Origin of the sequence: Nocardioides litoris (assembly GCF_006346315.1) — a bacterium.
In the GTDB taxonomy this organism is placed as follows: Bacteria; Actinomycetota; Actinomycetes; order Propionibacteriales; family Nocardioidaceae; genus Nocardioides; species Nocardioides litoris.
The window spans coordinates 709,908-729,869 of record NZ_VDMR01000001.1; the positions used below are offsets into that span (position 1 = coordinate 709,908).

At 73.5% G+C, this 19,962-nt stretch carries 18 protein-coding genes; 11 read left to right on the plus strand and 7 right to left on the minus strand.

What is annotated here, in order from left to right; genetic code table 11:
* Positions 1-32 precede the first annotated feature (32 nt).
* The 5 genes from FJQ57_RS03545 to ettA all read left to right on the plus strand — a co-directional run bounded on the left by FJQ57_RS03545 (position 33) and on the right by ettA (position 6,915).
* On the plus strand, positions 33-1,154 hold the full coding sequence (locus FJQ57_RS03545) for a PrsW family intramembrane metalloprotease (RefSeq protein WP_246081568.1): 1,122 nt from the start codon (positions 33-35) through the stop codon (positions 1,152-1,154).
* Positions 1,151-2,920, plus strand: coding sequence for a dynamin family protein (locus FJQ57_RS03550; RefSeq protein ID WP_246081569.1), 1,770 nt, complete (start codon positions 1,151-1,153; stop codon positions 2,918-2,920). Before FJQ57_RS03545 ends, FJQ57_RS03550 begins: the two co-directional genes overlap by 4 nt.
* Positions 2,917-4,593 (plus strand): GTPase, encoded by a 1,677-nt coding sequence (locus FJQ57_RS03555; RefSeq protein ID WP_139977829.1) that lies wholly within the window; start codon positions 2,917-2,919, stop codon positions 4,591-4,593. Before FJQ57_RS03550 ends, FJQ57_RS03555 begins: the two co-directional genes overlap by 4 nt.
* A 150-nt stretch (positions 4,594-4,743) precedes the next feature.
* Positions 4,744-5,154, plus strand: a complete 411-nt coding sequence (locus tag FJQ57_RS03560) for a single-stranded DNA-binding protein (protein WP_139977830.1) — start codon at positions 4,744-4,746, stop codon at positions 5,152-5,154.
* A 78-nt stretch (positions 5,155-5,232) separates the two neighbouring features.
* Complete coding sequence (gene ettA, locus FJQ57_RS03565; RefSeq protein WP_139977831.1) at positions 5,233-6,915, plus strand: energy-dependent translational throttle protein EttA; 1,683 nt, start codon at positions 5,233-5,235, stop codon at positions 6,913-6,915.
* A 219-nt stretch (positions 6,916-7,134) separates the two neighbouring features.
* Here ettA and FJQ57_RS03570 read toward each other — a convergent pair whose 3' ends face one another.
* The 3 genes from FJQ57_RS03570 to FJQ57_RS03580 form a co-directional block, all read right to left on the minus strand.
* Entirely contained in the window at positions 7,135-7,632 is a 498-nt protein-coding gene (locus FJQ57_RS03570; RefSeq protein WP_139977832.1) for a MarR family winged helix-turn-helix transcriptional regulator, read from the minus strand.
* Positions 7,633-7,705: 73 nt separating this feature from the next.
* Positions 7,706-8,920, minus strand: coding sequence for an acetyl-CoA C-acetyltransferase (locus tag FJQ57_RS03575; RefSeq protein WP_139977833.1), 1,215 nt, complete (start codon positions 8,918-8,920; stop codon positions 7,706-7,708).
* Positions 8,921-8,970: 50 nt separating this feature from the next.
* A complete protein-coding gene (locus FJQ57_RS03580; protein WP_139977834.1) occupies positions 8,971-9,735 on the minus strand; it encodes a class I SAM-dependent methyltransferase in 765 nt (254 codons plus the stop codon).
* A 51-nt stretch (positions 9,736-9,786) separates the two neighbouring features.
* Between FJQ57_RS03580 and FJQ57_RS03585 the strand changes: the two genes are divergently transcribed.
* Positions 9,787-10,656, plus strand: coding sequence for an acyl-CoA thioesterase (locus tag FJQ57_RS03585; RefSeq protein WP_170219257.1), 870 nt, complete (start codon positions 9,787-9,789; stop codon positions 10,654-10,656).
* Between the two features lie 10 nt (positions 10,657-10,666).
* Here FJQ57_RS03585 and FJQ57_RS03590 read toward each other — a convergent pair whose 3' ends face one another.
* Genes FJQ57_RS03590 through FJQ57_RS03600 form a run of 3 tightly spaced genes read right to left on the minus strand, consistent with a single transcriptional unit; the run spans position 10,667 to position 12,709 of the window.
* Positions 10,667-11,209, minus strand: a complete 543-nt coding sequence (locus FJQ57_RS03590; protein ID WP_139977835.1) for an SMI1/KNR4 family protein — start codon at positions 11,207-11,209, stop codon at positions 10,667-10,669.
* A 42-nt stretch (positions 11,210-11,251) separates the two neighbouring features.
* Complete coding sequence (locus tag FJQ57_RS03595; protein ID WP_139977836.1) at positions 11,252-11,632, minus strand: globin; 381 nt, start codon at positions 11,630-11,632, stop codon at positions 11,252-11,254.
* A gap of 30 nt (positions 11,633-11,662) precedes the next feature.
* Positions 11,663-12,709: a mechanosensitive ion channel family protein gene (locus FJQ57_RS03600; protein ID WP_139977837.1), complete on the minus strand. Its 1,047-nt coding sequence runs from the start codon at positions 12,707-12,709 to the stop codon at positions 11,663-11,665.
* Between the two features lie 72 nt (positions 12,710-12,781).
* On the opposite strand from FJQ57_RS03600, the gene FJQ57_RS22230 reads away from it, so the two are divergent.
* Together FJQ57_RS22230 and FJQ57_RS22235 are read left to right on the plus strand one after the other, a co-directional pair.
* Positions 12,782-13,213 (plus strand): hypothetical protein, encoded by a 432-nt coding sequence (locus FJQ57_RS22230; protein ID WP_170219258.1) that lies wholly within the window; start codon positions 12,782-12,784, stop codon positions 13,211-13,213.
* Complete coding sequence (locus FJQ57_RS22235; RefSeq protein WP_170219259.1) at positions 13,200-13,583, plus strand: DUF5130 family protein; 384 nt, start codon at positions 13,200-13,202, stop codon at positions 13,581-13,583. The genes FJQ57_RS22230 and FJQ57_RS22235 overlap by 14 nt, the downstream gene beginning before the upstream one ends.
* A gap of 77 nt (positions 13,584-13,660) precedes the next feature.
* On the opposite strand, the gene pepN is transcribed toward FJQ57_RS22235, so the two are convergent.
* Positions 13,661-16,216: an aminopeptidase N gene (pepN, locus tag FJQ57_RS03610; RefSeq protein WP_139977839.1), complete on the minus strand. Its 2,556-nt coding sequence runs from the start codon at positions 16,214-16,216 to the stop codon at positions 13,661-13,663.
* Between the two features lie 209 nt (positions 16,217-16,425).
* Between pepN and FJQ57_RS03615 the strand changes: the two genes are divergently transcribed.
* From FJQ57_RS03615 to FJQ57_RS03625, 3 genes are all read left to right on the plus strand, one after another.
* Positions 16,426-18,015, plus strand: coding sequence for a CHAP domain-containing protein (locus FJQ57_RS03615; RefSeq protein ID WP_170219260.1), 1,590 nt, complete (start codon positions 16,426-16,428; stop codon positions 18,013-18,015).
* A 70-nt stretch (positions 18,016-18,085) separates the two neighbouring features.
* A complete protein-coding gene (locus tag FJQ57_RS03620; protein ID WP_139977841.1) occupies positions 18,086-18,712 on the plus strand; it encodes a mycothiol-dependent nitroreductase Rv2466c family protein in 627 nt (208 codons plus the stop codon).
* Between the two features lie 71 nt (positions 18,713-18,783).
* The gene (locus tag FJQ57_RS03625; RefSeq protein WP_139977842.1) at positions 18,784-19,941 is read left to right on the plus strand and encodes an N-acetylmuramoyl-L-alanine amidase; all 1,158 of its coding nucleotides are present in this window, start codon (positions 18,784-18,786) and stop codon (positions 19,939-19,941) included.
* Positions 19,942-19,962 lie beyond the last annotated feature (21 nt).

Here is a 19,962-nt window from a genome sequence, read left to right on the forward strand (position 1 = left end):
AGCTCAGGGTGCCTGCCCGATAGGCTGCGCGCGTGCAAGGACGCCGCCTCGACAGCCGCTCGTTCACGGTCGTGGCGACCGTGGCGGTGGCCGGTGGCGCCCTGGTGATGCTCGTGGTCCTCGCCTTGTCGGGCGCGCCCGCGGTGACGCTGCTCGCGACGGCGCTCGCGGCCCTGCCGGTGGTGCCGCTCGTGGCTGCGTACCTCTGGCTCGACCGCTACGAGCCCGAGCCGCGCACCCTGCTCGTGCAGGCGCTCCTGTGGGGGGCCTTCGCCTCCACGGCGATCGCGATCGTCCTCGGCGGCGTCGGCGGGCTGTTCGTGCCCGTGCGCGACGAGGTGTCGCTCGCCGTCGTGGCGCCGGTGACCGAGGAGGCGGCCAAGGGCCTGTTCCTCGTCCTGCTGCTGTGGTGGCGGCGCCACGAGATCGACGGGGTCCTCGACGGCATCGTCTACGCCGGCATGGTGGGCATCGGCTTCGCCTTCACCGAGAACGTCCTCTACCTCTCCGCGGCGTGGAACGGCAGCGACAGCATGGGCCCCGGCGGCCTGGTCGGCATCACCTCGACCTTCGTGCTGCGCTGCGTCTTCAGCCCCTTCGCGCACCCGCTGTTCACCGCCTTCACCGGCATCGGCATCGGCCTCGCCGTCGGGTCCCGGTCGACGTCGGTGCGCATGCTCGCCCCGCTGGGCGGATACCTCGTGGCGGTGCTCGCCCATGCGACCTGGAACGGTTCGACCATCTTCGGCACCGCCGGCTTCGCCGGGGTGTACGTCGTCCTGATGCTGCCCGCCCTCGGCGGGCTGACCGCGCTGGCCCTGTGGGCCCGGCGCTCGGAGGCCACCATGCTCACCGCTGCCCTGCACGACGCGGCGGCGCGCGGCCTCATCCCCGCCACCGACATCCCCTGGGTGGTCGACCTGCGCGCCCGGCGCGCGGCCCGCCGCCACGCCCGGCTGGCGGGCGGCCCGGCCGCGGCCCGCGCGATGGGCGACTACCAGCAGGCGCTGGTCGAGCTCGGGTTCCTGCACTCCCGGCTGCTGCGTGGCACCCCGCCGCCCGACTGGCAGGCGCGGGGCGCCGCCCACGTGGAGCGGGTGCGCGTCGTCCGCCCCTACGTCGCGTTCCCCGGACAGGTGGTGCCGACGGCATGAGCGGGTCCCCCACCCCGACCACCCCGGCCGCGACCGCCGACGACAGCCGCATGGTCACCGCCCTGGTGCGGCTGCGCCAGGCGCTCGTCGAGGCCGAGCTGCCCCTCGACCTGCCCGGCACCGAGGAGCTGCGTGCCTCGCGCTCGGCGGTCATCGACCAGCTCGAGGACTACGTCATCCCGCGGCTGATGACGCTCGAGGCGCCGCTGCTCGCCGTCGTCGGCGGGTCGACCGGTGCCGGCAAGTCGACGCTGGTCAACTCCCTCGTCGGCGAGCGCGTCACCACCTCGGGCGTCCTGCGCCCCACCACCCGCTCGCCGGTGCTCGTGCACCACCCGGGCGACGGCCACTGGTTCGGCCAGGACCGGCTGCTGCCCGACCTGGTGCGCGTGCAGCACACCACCGACGACCCCGACTCCTTGCAGCTGGTGGCCTCCGACTCGGTGCCGCCGGGCCTGGCCATCCTCGACGCGCCCGACGTCGACTCCGTCGAGGAGCGCAACCGGCTGCTGGCCGCCCAGCTGCTCGCCGCGGCCGACCTGTGGCTGTTCGTCACCTCGGCCGCGCGGTACGCCGACCAGGTGCCGTGGGGCTTCCTGCGGCAGGCCGCCGAGCGGTCGACCTCGGTCGCGATCATCCTCGACCGCACCCCCGACGAGGCCATCCAGACCGTCTCCACCCACCTGGCCCGGATGCTGGCCAGCCGGGGCCTCAAGGACTCGCCGCTGTTCGTCGTCACCGAGGGCGTCATCGACCGTGACGGGCTGCTGCCCCCGGCCAACGTGGTCGAGGTGCGCACCTGGTTGGAGTCCCTGGCCGCCGACGTCGACGCGCGGCACGCCGTCGTGCGCCAGACCCTCGACGGCGCCGTGCGCACCGTCACCCACCGGGTCCACCCGGTGGCCGACGCCTGCGTGGAGCAGACCGCGATCGCCGTACGGCTGAAGGAGGCGGTCGACCGGGCCTACGACGCCGCCGTCGCCGACGTCAACGCCGCCTGCGCCGACGGCACCCTGCTGCGGGGCGAGGTGCTGGCGCGGTGGCAGGAGTTCGTCGGCACGGGCGAGCTGCTGCGCTCGCTCGAGACCCGGGTCGGTGGCCTGCGCGACCGGCTGGTCAACGCCATCAAGGGCAAGCCCCAGCAGGCCGAGCGGGTCACCGTGGCCGTGGAGTCCGGCCTCGAGACGCTCATCCTCGAGCACGCCGAGGCCGCGGCCGAGCGGGCCCACGCCGCCTGGAGCCAGCAGCCGGCCGGCGCCGGGCTCCTCGAGCACGCTCCGGGCGACCTGGGCCGCGCCTCGCGCGACCTGCGCCGCCGGGCCGAGGCCGCGGTGCGCGAGTGGCAGTCCGACGTGCTCGACATGGTGCGCGCCGAGGGGGCCGACAAGCGCACCACCGCGCGCTTCCTGGCCTTCGGGGTCAACGGGCTCTCGGTCGCGCTCATGGTCGTCGTCTTCGTCCACACCGCCGGCGTCACCGGCACCGAGGCCGGCATCGCCGGCGGCTCGGCCGTGCTCGGGCAGAAGCTGCTGGAGGCCGTCTTCGGTGACCAGGCCGTGCGCTCGCTGGCCGAGCGGGCCCGCCGCTCGCTCGAGGAGCGCGTCACCGGCCTCATGGACGCCGAGCGTGCCCGCTATCTTTCCCGCGTCGACGCGCTGGCGCTGCGACCGACCGCGGCGGAGGGGCTGCGCGAGGCCGCCCGGCGGGTCGAGGACCTGCGCTACGAGGCGTCCAAGCGGGACGCCCCCACTGGAGAGACCCTGTGACCTCACTGCTCGAAGGCGCCCGCAAGCTCGTCACGCGCGGCACCGACATCGGTGCCCGCATCGAGGCGCTCGAGGCGGCGGCCGAGGCGGCGCGCGGGCGGGTCGACGACGACGTGGTCGACGAGGCCGTCACCGTGTCCGCCCGCGCCGCCGGGCGCCTGCGGCTCTCGGCCGAGCACACCGTCGTCGCGATCGCGGGGGCGACGGGGTCGGGCAAGTCGTCCACCTTCAACGCGCTGACGGGCCTCGAGCTCTCCTCCACCGGCGTGCGTCGGCCCACCACGTCGTGGGCCACGGCCTGCGTCTGGGGCTCGGCCGGCGCGGCCGACCTGCTGGAGTGGCTCGGCATCCCGCCGCGCCACCAGACCATGCGCGACTCGCTGCTCGACTCCTCCCAGGACCGCACCGCGGCCGGTCGGGCCGACCGCGAGCTCGACGGCGTCGTCCTGATGGACCTGCCCGACCACGACTCCACCGAGGTCAGCCACCACCTCGAGGTCGACCGGCTGGTGCTGCTCGCCGACCTGCTGGTCTGGGTCCTCGACCCGCAGAAGTACGCCGACGCCGCCATCCACGACCGCTACCTCGCCCCGCTGGCCACCCACGCGGGCGTCATGGTCGTCGTGCTCAACCACATCGACACCGTGCCCGAGGAGCGTCGGCAGTCGATGGTCGACGACGTGCGCCGGCTGCTCGACCTCGACGGGCTGCCGTCGGTGCCCGTCTTCCCGGTCAGCGCGCGCCAGGGCATCGGCATCGACGACCTGCGTCGCGAGATCGCCTCCCGCGTCGAGGCCAAGAAGCTGACCCGGCAGCGGCTCGAGGCCGACCTGCGGAGCGCGGCCGGGCGCCTCGACGAGGCCAGCGGCGGCGCCGAGCCGCGTGAGCTCCCGCCGGCGCGGGTGCGCAAGCTCGAGGACGCCCTGGCCGACTCCGCCGGCGTGCCGGTCGTGGTCGACGCGGTCGAGCGGTCCACCCGGTTGCGGGCGGGACGGGCGACGACGTGGCCCGCAGTCTCGTGGGTTTCCCGCCTCAAGCCCGACCCGCTGAAGAAGCTCGACCTCGACCTGGGCGCGGCCGGGGCGGCGCTGGCCGGCCGCGAGGACCGCCGGCCGCGGCTCCCCGCGACCAGCCCGGTCCAGCGCGCTCGCGTCGACACCGAGGTGCGGGCCCTGGCTGACGACGCCTCGGCGGGGCTCGGGCCCTCGTGGGTCGAGGCGGTGCGCCGAGCCTCCACGTCGCGGCTGCCCGAGGTGGCCGACCGGCTCGACCGCGCCCTGGCCTCGACCGACCTCGGCGTCGAGAAGCTCCCCGTGTGGGCCGGGCTCGTGCGGGTGCTGCAGTGGGTGCTCGTCCTGGCCGCCCTGACCGGCCTGGTGTGGACCGGCTTGCTCGTCGTCGGCGGCGACCTCTCCGGCAACGCCCCCCAGCTCGCCGGGATGCCGGTGCCGCTGCTGCTGCTCGTCGGGGGAGTGGTGCTGGGCGTCCTCCTCGCCCTCGCCTGCCGGGCCCTGGTCGCCGGCACCGCCCGCGCTCGCGCCGAGGCGGCCGACGAGCGGCTGCGCGCAGCCGTGCACGAGGTCGCCGACGAGCTCGTCGTCGCGCCCGTGCGGGCCGAGCTGGCGGCGTGCTCGACGGTGCGCAGCCGCGTCGCCACCGTCCTCAAGGACTGACGGCCGGCTCCACCGTCCAGGAGTCGTCCACAGGACGACGCCCGGATCCCTCCGTCCACAGGCCCGCCGCGCCCCGACGTGGCTGTCGGTGGTGCCGCCTTGGCTCGTCCTGCCCGCACCGTGCGGGCAGCACGAGCGGAGGAGCAGGACATGAACGAGACGACGGTGACCCTCCAGGGCTACCTCGGTGGGCCGGTGGCGCTGCGGCAGGCCGCGGGGGTGCCGGTGGCGAGCTTCCGGGTGGCAGCCACCCCGCGCCGCCGCACCCGCGACGGCGACTGGGTCGACGGCCAGACCCAGTGGTACTCCGTGACCACCTGGCGCAACCTCGCCGAGCACTGCGCGGCCTCGCTGCACCGTGGCGACGCGGTCGTCGTGCACGGGCGGCTGCGGGTGAGCACCTACGTCACCAAGGCCGGCGCCGAGGCGCTCGACCTGCAGGTGGAGGCGCTCACGGTCGGGCACGACCTGACGCGCGGCACCACCACCTTCACCCGCCCGGTGCGGGCCGAGGCGGCGCCCCCGGCCGAGCCGGCCGTCGCGGCCGTCGGCGCCGCGTGAAGCCGGCCACCACGGCCGGCCGCGGGCCGCCGGACCCGCGCGGGCGGCGTGCCCGCGACCCGTCTAGGCTCGGGGACCATGGCTGACTACGTCTTCACGCTGCGCAACGTGCGCAAGGCCCACGGTGACAAGGTCGTGCTCGACAACGTCACCCTCTCGTTCCTCCACGGGGCCAAGATCGGCGTCGTGGGCCCCAACGGCACCGGCAAGTCCTCGCTGCTGCGCATCATGGCGGGCCTCGACCACGCCAACAACGGCGACGCGATCATCGACCCCGGTGCGACCGTCGGCATGCTCCAGCAGGAGCCGCCGCTGACCGAGGGCAAGACGGTCCTGGAGAACGTCGAGGAGGCCGTGGTCGAGCTGAAGACCAAGATGGCGCGCCTCGACGAGCTCTACATGATGATGGGCGACCCCGACGCCGACCAGGACAAGGTCGCCACCGAGGCCGGAGACCTGCAGTCCGAGCTCGACGCGGCCAACGTGTGGGACCTCGACAGCCGGCTCGGGCAGGCGATGGACGCCCTGCGCTGCCCGCCGTCCGACTCCATCGTCGACAACCTCTCCGGCGGTGAGCGCCGCCGCGTCGCCCTGTGCAAGCTGCTGCTGCAGCAGCCCGACCTGCTGCTGCTCGACGAGCCCACCAACCACCTCGACGCCGAGTCGGTGCAGTGGCTCGAGGGGCACCTGGCCTCCTACCCGGGCGCCGTGCTGGCCATCACCCACGACCGGTACTTCCTCGACAACGTCGCGCAGTGGATCCTCGAGCTCGACCGCGGCAAGACCCACCCCTACGAGGGCAACTACTCGACCTACCTCGAGACCAAGAAGGAACGGCTCAAGATCGAGGGCCAGAAGGACGCCAAGCGCGCCAAGATGCTCGAGAAGGAGCTGGAGTGGGTCCGCTCCAACGCCAAGGCCCGCCAGACCAAGAGCCGCTCGCGCCTGGCGCGCTACGAGGAGATGGCGGCCGAGGCCGACCGGATGCGCAAGATCGACACCTCGGAGATCAACATCCCCGCGGGTCCGCGCCTGGGTGACGTCGTCCTCGAGGCCGAGCACCTCGGCAAGGGGTTCGACGGCCGCACCCTCATCGACGACCTGTCGTTCTCGCTGCCGCGGGCCGGCATCGTCGGTGTCATCGGCCCCAACGGCGTCGGCAAGACCACCCTGTTCCGGATGATCACCGGCGGCGAGGAGCCCGACAAGGGCTCGCTGACCGTCGGCCAGACGGTCAAGCTGTCCTACGTCGACCAGAGCCGCGGGGGCATCGACCCGCAGAAGAACGTCTGGGAGGTCGTCTCCGACGGGCTCGACTTCATCAAGGTCGCCAACTTCGAGATGAACTCGCGCGCCTACGTCGCCTCGTTCGGCTTCAAGGGCCCCGACCAGCAGAAGAAGGCCGGCGTCCTGTCCGGCGGTGAGCGCAACCGTCTCAACCTCGCGCTCACGCTCAAGATGGGCGGCAACCTGCTGCTGCTCGACGAGCCCACCAACGACCTCGACGTCGAGACCCTGAGCTCGCTCGAGGACGCCCTGCTCGACTTCCCGGGCTGCGCCGTGGTCACCTCCCACGACCGGTGGTTCCTCGACCGCATCGCCACCCACATCCTGGCCTGGGAGGGCACCGACGAGGACCCGGGCCAGTGGTTCTGGTTCGAGGGCAACTTCGCCTCCTACGAGGCCAACAAGATCGAGCGCCTCGGCCTCGAGGCCGCCCGGCCGCACCGCGTCACCCACCGCCGCCTCACCCGCGACTGACGGGGCGCGGTCGCCGCGGCCACCGGTGGCTGAGGTGCGAGGAGCGCCAGCGACGAGCCTCGAAGCCCCCGCAACCGATCTCGCAGCCTGACCCCGCGGTCAGGCCGTCGAGGCCGGCTGCGGTGGTCTCGACGGGCGGTCGCGGGTCGTGCCTCACCGGCACGCTCGATCGACGGGCTGGCGCCCACGCGGGGCGCTCGTTGCTCGCGGCCCGCTGCGTCAGCGGATCTCGCGCCCGGGGTGGCCGGCGATGAGGTGGTCGGCCACGGCGTTCATGGCCCGGCCGAGCGCGGCGAGGTCGTCGGGGTCGACGAGGTCGACGAGGTGCTCGCGCACGCTCTCGACGTGGTCGGGCGCGACACCCTCCAGCAGCCGGCGGCCCTTGGCCGTCATCACCGCGACGACCCCGCGCCCGTCCTCGGGGGAGTCCTCGCGCACGACGAGGCCGGCCACCTCCATGCGCTTGACCGTGTGGGTCACCCGGCTGCGGCTGTGGGCGAGCGCGTCGGCGAGGTGGGCCATCCGCATCCGGTCGCTGCTCTCGGAGAGCCGGACGAGGATCTCGTACTCCACCATCGAGAGGCCGTGCAGGCGGCGCAGGTCGTCGTCGAGCCGGTCGAAGAGCAGCGTCGTGCCGAGCACCAGGGCCCGCCAGGAGACCTGCTGGTCGTCGTCGAGCCACCGGGGCTCGGGGGTGCTGACGGGGCGGACGGCCATCGTGCCAGCCTAGACGTGCCGGACGCCCGACCGCTGGCGGCCGGGCGTCCGGGTGCGAGGAGGAGCGGGTGGGTCAGAGCCGCTCGAGGATGAGCGCCATGCCCTGGCCGCCGCCGACGCACATCGTGATGAGGCCGGTGGACTTGTCGTGCCACTCCAGCGAGTTCAGCATCGTGTTCTGCAGCCGGGCGCCGGTCATGCCGAACGGGTGGCCCACGGCGATGGCGCCGCCGTTGACGTTGAGGCGGTCGAGGTCGATGCCGAGGTCCTGGTAGGACGGCACGACCTGGGCGGCGAAGGCCTCGTTGATCTCGACGAGGTCGATGTCGCCGATGCTCATGCCGGCGTGGGCCAGCGCGCGCTTGGTGGCCTCGACCGGGCCCAGGCCCATGATCTCGGGCGAGAGGCCGCTGACGCCGGTGGAGACCACGCGGGCGAGCGGGGTCAGGCCGAGCTCGGCGGCCTTGGTGTCCGACATCAGCACGACGGCGGCGGCCCCGTCGTTGAGCGGGCAGCAGTTGCCGGCGGTGACGACACCGTCGGGGCGGAAGACGGGCTGCAGGGCCGCGATGGCGTCGTAGGTGACGCCGGCGCGCGGGCCGTCGTCGGCGGTGACGACGGTGCCGTCGGGCGTGGTGACCGGCGTGATCTCGCGGGCCCAGAAGCCGTCGGCGATGGCCTTCTCGGCCAGGTTCTGCGAGCGGACGGCGAACTCGTCGAGCTCGCGACGGTCGAGGCCGCGCAGGCGGGCTACGTTCTCGGCCGTCTGGCCCATGGCGATGTAGGCGTCGGGCAGGCGGCCGTCCTCGCGCGGGTCGTGCCAGTCCTGGCCGCCCTCGGCGGTCTTCTTGGTGCGCTCCTCGCTGTCGGCGAACAGCGGGTTCTTGGTGTCGGGCCAGTGGTCGGAGGTGCCCTTGGCGAACCGCGAGACCATCTCGACGCCCGCGGAGATGATGACGTCGGCCTCGCCGGACTTGATGGCGTGGAAGCCCATCCGGGTCGTCTGCACCGACGACGCGCAGTAGCGCGTGATGGTGGCGCCGGGCACGTCGTCCATGCCGTTGAGCACGTTGACGATGCGGCCCATGTTGTTGCCGGACTCACCGCCGGGCAGGCCGCAGCCGAGGTAGAGGTCGTCGACGGTGTTGGCGTCGAGCGCCGGGATCTTCTCGAGCGCCGCCTTGACGATCGTGGCGGTGAGGTCGTCGGGACGCAGGTCCTTCAGCGACCCCTTGTTGGCCCGCCCGATGGCGGAGCGGGCGGCGGCGACGATGACGGCTTCGGGCATGCGAGGGGGCTCCGCTCGGTGAGGTGCGTGGTGCTCGGGCTCCGGCCAGACTAGGGCGCGCCCGGTCGGCCGTCCCGGGGCCCGGGTGTGACCGTGGCCACGAACACCCATTCCTGGCCGGGACGGTCGGGAGCGTCCCGCACCTCCTCGACCTCGAGGCCGACGGCGGCGAGGGACGCCTCGACCTCGTCGCGCTCACGGAAGCGCAGCGTCGAGGTCGAGACCAGCGTCGCGTCGGCGAAGGTCGCGGTCCAGGTGAAGGTCACGAGCGGCAGCGCGACCGAGACGACTACGCGCGTCATCGCCACCGGGCCCTCGCCCGGCACGTGCCGGACGTCGGCCTCGGAGCTGGTCCAGCGCTCCCAGGCCCGGCGGGCCGGCACGCGGGTCTCGAGGACGAGGCACCCACCGGGCCCCAGCGTCCGGCGTACGCCGCGCAACGCGGTCGTCCAGGCCTCGTCGGTCGTGAACACCTGGGCGACGTTGCTGGTCATCACGGCCAGGTCGCGGGTGCCATCGAGGTCCGCGGGCAGGGTGGTCGCGTCGCCGTGCAGCCAGCGCACCCGGTCGGCGTGCGGCTTGGCGCGGGCGACGTCGAGGGACGCCGCGGCCGGGTCGACCCCGACGACGTCGAGGCCCGCGGCGGCCAGGCGCACGGCCAGCGAGCCGGTGCCGCACCCGACGTCGAGCACTGATCCCGCGCCGAGGTCGGCCACCAACGCCTCGTAGGCATCGAGGTCGTCGCGGGGGCCGTCGAAGGCGTTGTACAGGCGGGCCAGGCGGGGGTGGGCGAACACGGCGTCGGGCTCGGGCACCCACCGGACGCTACGCGCGCGTCACTGCCGGGGCCTGCGATCATCGCGGCCGTGCGCCACCTCTACCGCTGCCCGATGCGCTGGGCCGACCTCGACATGCTCGGCCACGTCAACAACGTGACCTACGTCGACTACCTGCAGGAGGCGCGCGTCGACCTGGTCCGCACGCTGCAGCAGGACCGCGCCCACCACCCGGGGGGCGACGCCGACCTCGAGGACGGCGTCGTCGTGGTGCGCCACGAGATCACCTACCGGGCGCCGCTGGGGCTGCGGTTCCGCCCGGTGAGCGTCGAGTGCTGGGTCAGCGAGGTCCGCGCGGCGTCGTTCACCCTCGACTACGAGGTCTTCCACGACGACCCCGAGGCCGAGGGCGGCCGGCGGGTCTACCTGCGGGCGCGGTCGCTGCTGACGCCGTACGTCTTCGCCCAGGAGCGGCCGCGCCGGCTGACGGCGGAGGAGAAGCACGCCCTCCAGCGGTACGCCGAGCCGGCCGCCACCCCGCCCGCCGCCAGGATCGGGGTGGTCGACCGGGGCTCGTGCCGGCACTACCCGCTGCAGGTGCGCTTCTCCGACGTCGACCTCTACCGCCACGTCAACAACGTGACCTACGTGGAGTACTTCCAGGAGGCACGGATCCGGCTGATGGCCGACCTGACCCGCGACTCGGGGGTGCCGACGCCGCAGTTCGTGGTCGCCCAGACCGACATCGACTACCTGCGCCCGGTGCTGCTGCGCCCCGCGCCGTACGACGTGTGGTCGCGCATCGCCTCGATCGGCCGGCGCTCGATGGTGGTGGAGTCCGAGGTCGCCGACGGCGAGGAGACCCTGGCCCGCTCGCGGGTCGTGCTGGTGTTCTGGGACGGCGAGCGGCAGGCCTCGGCCGAGCCGACGCCGGAGTTCCGGGCCGTCGTCGAGGGCTGAGCCGGCACCGTCAGCCGCGGCCGAGGGCCAGCCGCCGCTCGACCCGGGCGTCGAGCTCGGCGAGCTCGCGCACGAGCAGGTCGGTCAGGCCCACGCCGGCCGGCTCCGGCGGGGCGTCGGGCTCGTCGTGGCGCCAGAGCACCACCCGGCCGTGGGCGTCGACGCACCACCGGTCGGCGTCGCCCAGCACGCGCAGCACCGGCACCAGGCCCTCGACGCCCTCCCGGCGCAGCGCGTCGAGCGCGCGCCGCATGTCGAGGAAGTCGGGCGCCTCGGGGGAGAGGGAGAAGACCTGCACGCCGCGCAGGAACGTCCAGGAGGGGCCGACCTCGAGCTCGACGGCGCGGGGCCACACCGCCTCGGACGCCTCGACGAAGAGGCCGCCGAGCGAGTGCAGGAGCAGCTCGCGCACGTCGGGGGTGAAGGCGAACCCGACGTGCCGCTCGAACGCGCCGACGTCGGCCTCGGTGGGCTCCGCGCCCTGCTGGGCGAAGACGTCGTAGCGGGTGCGGTCGCGCTCGCGCACGAAGGTCAGGAGGGCGTCGATGCTCATGGCGGTGTCCTACCGCCCTGAGCTGCTGCCCACTCCCACCGCTCAGTCCATCGTGTTGACCATGAACTGGGCCGCGTGCTCGACGTAGTCCCAGAACCTCTGGTCCTGCTCGGGGGTCAGGTCGACCGAGTCGAGGGCGTCGCGGAAGTGCCGCAGCCAGTGGTCCTTCGCGGCAGGCGTCACCGCGAACGGCGCGTGCCGCATCCGCAGCCGCGGGTGGCCGCGGTGGTCGGAGTAGGTGGTCGGCCCGCCCCAGTACTGCACGAGGAAGTACAGGAACCGCTCCTCGGCCGGGCCGAGGTCCTCCTCGGGGTACATCGGCCGCAGCACCTCGTCGGTGGCCACGCCCTCGTAGAACCGGTGGACGATCCGGCGGAAGGTGTCGAACCCGCCGATCTCGTCGTAGAAGGTGGCCTCGCTCATGGGGTCCAGTCTGCCGTCCTGGGGTGCGGCTCAGGACGAGGAGGGCTCGCGGTCGGCCGGGGGAGCGCCCGTGCTGGCCGAGCCGGCCTTGGGCGCGGGCTCGTTGCGGGTCCAGACCACCCGCTGCGGGAACGGCATCTCGATGCCCTCGGCGTCGAAGCGGGCCTTGATGCGCTGGCGCAGCTCGCGGGCCACGGCCCACTGCTCGCCGGGCGTGGTCTTGAGGACGACGCGCACGGTGACGCCGTCGATGGCCAGGTCCTGCACGCCCCACACCGACGGCTCCTCGATGACCTGCGACTTGAACTCCTCGTCCTCCCACAGGTCGTGGGCGACCTCGCCCAGCACGCGGCGGACCCGGGCGAGGTCTTCGTGGTAGGCGACGTTGACGTCGAGCACGGTGCGGGCCCAGTTCTGGCTCTGGTTGCCGACGCGCATGATCTGCCCGTTGGGGACGTACCAGACGGTGCCGTTGACGTCGCGGACGCGGGTGACGCGCAGGGTGACGGCCTCGACCGTGCCGATGGCCTCGCCCAGGTCGACCTGGTCGCCGACGCCGTACTGGTCCTCGATGATCATGAAGACGCCCGAGAGGAAGTCCTTGACCAGCGACTGGGCGCCAAAGCCGAGCGCGATGCCGACGATGCCGGCGCTGGCGATGATCGGGGCGATGTCGACGCCGACCTCGCTGAGCATCATCGTGGTGAACACCGCGGCGATGAGGCCGGTGACGATGCTCTTGAACAGGCTGCCCATGGCCTCGGCGCGCTGGTGGCGGCGCTGGGTCTGCACCAGGTTGACCCGGTCGGGCAGCACGCCCTTGGCGGCGCGGCCGACGACCCGGCTGATGGCCTTGTGGGCCACCCAGCGGATCGCCATCGCGAGCACGAACAGCCCGACCAGCACCAGCGGCTTGCCGATGATGATGTCGGAGTAGTCGGCCAGGGTGCGGTTGTCGGTGATGTCGAAGACGGCGTTGCAGATGGTCTGCCCGGCTTCGCAGGGACTGGTCGCGGCGGAACCGGAGGACCCGTCGGTGGTGGGCGTGTCCGTCGTGGCGAGAGCGGCGGAGAGCATGCCGTCATGGATAGCAGGCAGGGACAGCGGACCGCGGTCCCCCCACCCCTCCGGGGCCGATAGGATCAGGGGGTGACCGCGTTCCCCACCGTCCCCGCCGTACGCCGGCTCGGCGCCGTCGCGGCTGCGACCACCGTGCTCGTCGGCGCCGGCGCGCTGACTGCCGGCCCGGCCTCGGCCGCCGTCCCCGAGGGGTGGCCCGACACCAAGCCGGTCGACATGCTCGAGGCGCTCGCCGTCCTCGTCGGCATCCCGCTCGTGCTGTTCGTGCTCATCGTGGCCGCCGTCTACCTCCCGGGCATCGTCCGCGGCGAGCGGGTGGCGCCGGGCGCCACCGGCCCCGAGGACCAGTGGCTCGGCGGACGCCGCAGCACCGACTCCCTCGAGGCCACGCGGTCGGCCGGCGCCCTGGGCGCCAGCACCACCTCGGGGTCCTCGAGCGTCCTCGACGGCTCCGAGGCCGAGGCCGAGCACGCGGACGGTGGGGCCAGTGCCCGCTGGTGAGTGGCTGAGCAGCTCCGAGCGGGCCGCGCTCGACGCCACCATCCGCCGGTCCGAGCAGCTGTGCCGGGCCGAGTTCTCCGTCTTCGTCGGCCGCGCGCAGGGTGAGCCCCGCGCCTTCGCCACGAGCCTCCACCGGTCCCTGGTCGCGCCCGACCGCAGCGTGCTCGTGATGGTCGACCCGACCGCCCGCGCCGTCGAGGTCGTCACCGGCGCCGACGTGCGCCGCCGCCTCGACGACGCGCACGTCGACCTGGCCGTGGCCACGATGATCGCCAGCTTCCGCGACGACGACCTCGCCGGCGGCCTGCGCCGCGGCGTCCAGCAGCTCGCCGAGAGCGCCCGCCCCCAGCGCACCCTGCACTCCAGCTGACCCACTGCGCTGGCCGAGTGCGCTGACCCGGTGCGCCGACCCGTCGTGGATCCACGACGGGTCGGCGAGGGGGACGGTCAGCCCCGGGCGTCGCGCTCCTGCGCGTCGAGGGCCCGGGCGACCTCGGCCCGGTTCTCGCGCACGTAGCGCAGCGCGCCGGGGTTGGCGGTGGCGCTCTCGAGGAACGCGTCGAGCTGGGCCAGCACCTCGGCCGAGGCGGTCGAGCGCGGGAAGACGTACTCGAGCGCGACCGAGGCCTTGTGGGACCCGAGGCGCTCCCAGACGTGCTGGACCTCGTCGAGGTAGCGCGCGACGTACGGCGTCAGCAGCTCCTCCTGGCCCGCGACCGGGAACGCGAGGGTGACGCTGCGGGCGGTCTCGTTGGGCGTCGACGGGTCGAGCATGGCCTGCTGCCAGGCGCGCTCCTTGGCCTCGACGGTCGGCATCGCGGCGCGGGCGGCCGCGGCGCGCTCCTGGCCGGAGATGGTCTGGTCGCGCTCGAGCTCGGCGTCGATGCGGGCGTCGTCGGCCCGGCCGCGGGCGGCGAGACCGGTCAGCAGGCTCCAGCGCAGGTCGGTGTCGACCTCGAGGCCCTCGACGACCTGGGATCCGTCGAGCAGCGCCTCGAGATCGGCCAGCGCCTCGTCGCTGCGGGCGGCGGAGGCGTAGCTGCGGGCGAAGGTGAGCTGCTGGTCGCTGCCCGGCTCGGCGCCGTCGAGCAGCTCGCGCAGGCCGCGCTCCCAGCGGTGGCGCAGGGCGTCGCGGTGCGCGGGAGCGGAGTACTGGTTGACCGCGAGCGCCGCGGAGGAGGGGAGGCGGGTGACGCCCCAGGCGTCGGTCTCCTGGCCGATGTTGCCCAGCACGAGCTCGACGAAGTCGGTGGCCGAGAGCTCGCCGTCGCGGGTCATGTCCCACGCCGCGCCCCAGACCAGCGCGCGGGCCAGGGAGTCGTCGAGGCGGGACAGGCCCTCGATGACGGTGGCCAGCGACCGCTCGTCGAGGCGGATCTTGGCGTAGGCCAAGTCGCCGTCGTTGAGCAGCAGCAGCGCGGGTGCGTCCATGCCGACGGCCGCGGGGACCTCGGTCTGCTCGCCCTCGACGTCGATCTCGAGGTAGTCGCGCCGCACCAGGCGGCCGTCCTGCTCGTCGTACAGGCCGATGCCGAGGCGGTGGCGACGCAGGGTCGGGTGGTCGGGGTGGGCCGTCTGGCGCACGACGAGGGAGCGGATGGTGCCGTCGTCGGCCACGTCGAGCTCGGGGGCCAGCGTGTTGACGCCGGCGGTCTGCAGCCACTCCTCGGCCCAGCCGGCGAGCTCGCGGCCCGAGGCCGCCTCGAGCGCGGCCAGCAGGTCGGAGAACTCGGTGTTGCCGTAGGCGTGGTCGGCGAAGTACTGCCGGAGCCCGGCCAAGAACGGCTCGAGACCCACCCACGCGACGAGCTGCTTGAGCACCGAGGCGCCCTTGGCGTAGGTGATCATGTCGAAGTTGACCTCGACGGCCTCGAGGTCGTGGTTGTCGGCCGCGATCGGGTGGGTGCTCGGCAGCTGGTCGGCGCGGTAGCCGGTCTGCTTGCGGGCGTTGGCGAACCCGGTCCAGGCGTCGTCGAACTCGGTGGCCTCGGCCTCGCACCAGTAGCAGGCCCACTCAGCGAAGGACTCGTTGAGCCACAGGTCGTCCCACCACTTCATGGTCACGAGGTCGCCGAACCACATGTGGGCCATCTCGTGGGTGATGACCGAGCAGCGGAACTCGTAGAACGAGCGGGGCTGGCGCGAGCGGGGGAGGTACTCGTCGCGCAGGGTCACGCACCCGGCGTTCTCCATCGCGCCCATGTTGTACTCCGGCACGTAGAGCTGGTCGTACTTCTCGAACGGGTAGGCCATGCCGAACTTGTCCTCGAAGAACGCGAAGCTCTGCGAGGTGAGCTTGACCAGCTCCTCGCGGTCGAGGTGCTCGACCAGCGACTGGCGGCAGTAGTGGCCGAGCGGGATCTCGCCGTACTGGCCCTGGTAGGTGTCGAAGACGCCGTGGTACTCGCCGGCCACGATCGCGGTGATGTACGTCGACATCCGCTTGGTCGTCGGGAAGGTCCAGGTCGCGGCGCCCTCGCCGGCCGGCACGGGCTCGGGCGTCGGGGCGTTGGACACCACGACCCAGTGGGCGGGCGCGGTGACCCGGAAGTCGAAGACGGCCTTGAGGTCGGGCTGCTCGAAGGTGGTGAAGACGCGCCGGGCGTCGGGCACCTCGAACTGGGAGTAGAGGTAGACGCGGTCGTCGACGGGGTCGACGAAGCGGTGCAGGCCCTCGCCGGTGTGGCTGTAGGTGCACTCGGCCCGCACGACCAGCTCGTTGTCGGCCTGCAGGTCCGGCAGCGGGATCCGGCTGTCGGCGTACGACGCGGGGTCGAGCGGGGTGCCGTTGAGCGTGATCTCGTGGATGGTGGCGTCGACGAGGTCGGCGAAGGTCGACGCCCCCGGCTCGCGGCAGGTGAAGCGCAGGGTCGTGGTGGAGCCGAAGGTCGCGCGCTGCGGGTCGACGGCGCTCGTCAGGTCCAGGTCGACGGTGTACGACGAGACGTCGAGGAGGGTGGCACGGGTCGCGGCCTCGTCCCTCGTGAGGTTGGTTCCGGGCATGCCGGCCATCCTGGCACCCGGCCGGCGGAGCCGGCCCGCCGGGCGGGGTGAACGACACGCCGGTAATTCGCGGTGCTTGCTTCTGGGGCTCCTGTGAATTATGTGGTTTGTGTTGCGAAACGCGGCGGATGTGCTTGACAGTGGTCCCCGTGCCCCTCGCCACGCCTGCTGCCCCACGCCCTCGGGGACGTCGACTGAGTCGTCTCCTGGTGCCGGTCCTCGCTGCCTCGGCCCTCGTCGCGGTGCCGGCCGGCGCACCGCCGTCCCAGGCCACCTCGCGCTACCTGTGCACCGGCTACGCCGCCTGCGCCAAGGCGGGCTACAGCCACGCGGGCTACGCCTCGCGCAACCAGACGATGTACTGGCGCATGTACGCCGGGCACAACTGCACCAACTACGTCGCCTACCGGATGATCCAGGCAGGCATGTCGACCGCGCGCCCCTGGAGCGGCTCCGGCATGGCCTACAACTGGGGCTTCGCGCGCAAGGACATCACCGACAGCACCCCCGCCGTGGGCGCGGTGGCCTGGTGGAACCGCAACGTCACCGGCGCCGGGTCGAGCGGCCACGTCGCCTACGTCGAGAAGGTCGTCTCCCCGACCGAGATCGTCATCTCCGAGGACTCGTGGTCGGGCGACTTCCACTGGCGCACGATCTACAAGAACGGTCCCGGCTGGCCCTCCGGCTTCATCCACTTCATCGACAAGCCGGCCACCCCGGTCCTCAAGGCCACCATCGGTGCCACCGTCACGGGCGTGCCGCAGGTCGGGGTGCCGTTGACGGCCGGACTGGCGACGTTCTCGCCCGCTGCGGGCGCCCACGCCCTGCAGTGGATGGCCGACGGCGTGCCGATCGCGGGGGCGACCGGCCTGACCTACGTGCCGACGGCCGCGACGCTGGGGAAGGCGATCTCGGTCCGCAACACGGCGTCCCGCCCGGGCTACACCAGCGCGTCGGCCACCTCGCCCGCCACGGCCAAGGTGGTCGCGGGCGTGCAGCAGCGGGGCACCAAGCCCGCGGTGTCCGGGGTGCCGGTGGTCGGCCAGGTCCTCACGGTCGTGCCGGGCACGTGGACGCCCACGCCCGAGGAGCGGGTCTTCCGCTGGCGCGCCGACGGCGTGTGGCTCGAGGGCCGCAACGGCACGTCCTTCACCGTCACCGCCGACCTCGTCGGCAAGAAGATCTCCGTGGTCGAGGTGGCCAAGCGGGCCGGCTACACCAAGCTGTCCAACAACTCCGCCGACACCGCACCGGTCGACGCCGGCGTCGTCGCCCTCACGACCGACTTCGCGCCGGCGGGCACGGCCCGCAGCGGCTCGACGCTCACCTACGCCCCCGGCGCCTGGACGCCGACCGACGCCCGGGCCGCGCTGCAGTGGTTCCGCGACGGCGTCCCGGTCCCCGGGGCGGTCGGCCCGTCGTACGCCCTCGGTGCGGCCGACGTCGGCCGCCGGGTCACGGTGCAGGCGAGCGTGACCAAGCCCCGCTTCCGCGGCGTCGTGCGCTCGGCCGACTTCGGCGTGGTCACCGCGCCGTCCACGGTCCAGCTGCGCGGCTACGGCCGCAAGCGTGGCGCGCTCGCCAGGGTGCGGGTCGTGGCCCCGGGGGTCGCGGCGCCGACCGGCACCGTGTGGGCGCGCATCCGCGGCAAGGTCGTGCGCGGCGCGGTCGTCAACGGGGCCGCCGAGCTCCGGCTGCGCGGGCTCAAGCCGGGCAAGCGCACGCTCATCGTCGTGTACGCCGGCAACGGAGTCGCGGAGTCCGGGCGGGCGACCGTGCCGGTCGTCGTCAAGCGCTGAGGTCCGCGTCCGGCCGGTCCTGTCCGCACGGGTGGGACGGGATGTCGGTGGTCGATGGTTGTCTGGTGGCATGAGCGACAAGACCAACGCCGACTTCTGGTTCGACCCGCTGTGCCCGTTCGCGTGGATCACCTCGCGCTGGATCCTCGAGGTCGAGCAGGTGCGTGACATCGAGGTCACCTGGCACGTGATGAGCCTGGCCTACCTCAACCAGGACAAGGACATCCCCGACGAGTACCGCGCCATCCTGGCCCCGGCCTGGGGCCCGGTGCGGGTGTGCATCGCGGCCGAGCAGAAGCACGGCAAGGACGTGCTGCTCCCGCTCTACACCGCGCTCGGCAACCGCATCCACCTCGAGGGCCAGAAGCTGCACGAGCTCGACGACGCCGGGCGGTCGCTCGTCTCCGACGCCCTCGCCGAGGCCGGGCTCGAGGCCGAGCTGGTCGAGGCGATGGACGACTCCTCGCTCGACGCCGCCGTCGCCGAGAGCCACCACCGCGGCATGGACCAGGTCGGCGACGACGTCGGCACGCCGACCATCGCCTTCGAGGGCGCGGCCTTCTTCGGCCCGGTGCTCTCGGCCATCCCCAGGGGCGAGGACGCCGGCCAGCTGTGGGACGGCTGCGTCGCGGTGGCCAAGGTGCCCTACTTCTACGAGCTCAAGCGCTCGCGCACGGGCGACCTCGACTTCTCCTGACGGCGGTCGGCTCCCGCAGGGGTGGGTGCCCGGTGTTGCTCCTGTGACAGAAGTGACGCAAGATCGAGGAGATGTCGATCTCGGGAACCCGCACCCTGCGCCGCACGACGGCGCCCGCCGCCCTGGTGGTCGTCGCGGCGCTCGTGTGGCCGACGACCACCGGCGGCCCGGCCGCCAGCGCTGACGAACGGCCCGGCCCCGCCGCCGGCCGGGCGCCCACGACGGCCCGGATGGCCCCGGCGGGTCCGGGCCTGCGTGCTGCCGACGTGCCGCTGGCCCGGGGCCAGGAGACCGTGGAGGCGCCGCCGTTCGCGATGGTCGGCCTCACCTGGCGCGGTGGCCCGCGCCCCGTCAAGGTCAGCACCCGCACCGACGGCCGGTGGTCGGCCTGGCGCGACCTCGGGCTCCTGCACGACGGGCCCGACGCCGCGACCTCGGAGCGCCGCCGGGCGGTCACCGGCACCGACCTCGCCTGGGTCGGCCGCGCCGACGCGGTCCGGGTCGACGTCGCCGGGCCGCGCCCCGACGCCTTGACCCTGGTGCTGCTCGACCCCTCCGGCGCGCCCACGACCCCGCCGGCGGCCCGCAAGGACACGCCGGGCACGAGCGCCCGCAAGCCCGCCCGCTTCAAGCCGCGGCTGCGCAGCCGCGCCAGCTGGGGTGCTCCTCGCGCCTGGCGCACCGGCCGGCCGACGTACAACCGGACGGTGCAGCAGGTGCACGTGCACCACACGGTCAACAGCAACAGCTACGGCAAGGACGACGTGCCGGGCCTGCTGCGCGGCATCTACCGCTACCACACCCAGAGCCTGGGCTGGTCGGACATCGGCTACAACTTCCTCGTCGACCGGTTCGGTCGCACCTGGGTCGGTCGGGCCGGCGGGGCGAAGAAGGCCGTGCGGGGTGCGCACACCCTCGGGTTCAACAGCACCTCGACCGGCGTCGCGGTCATCGGCAACTTCGAGACCGCCACGCCGAGCAGCCGCGTGATCGGCGCGCTGGCCAAGCTGTCGGCGTGGAAGCTGCGGGCCCACGGGCGCAAGCCCCAGGGCCGGGTGCGGGTCTGGTCGCACGGCTCCGACCGCTACCCCGCGGGCCGCACCGTCACGCTGCCCACCATCGACGGCCACCGCGACACCAGCCAGACCGCCTGCCCGGGTCGACGCCTCTACACCCGGCTGCCCGACGTGCGCCGGCGCGCCGCGACCTGGATCGCCAAGCACCGGTGAGCGGCGCCTCTCACGCGTAGC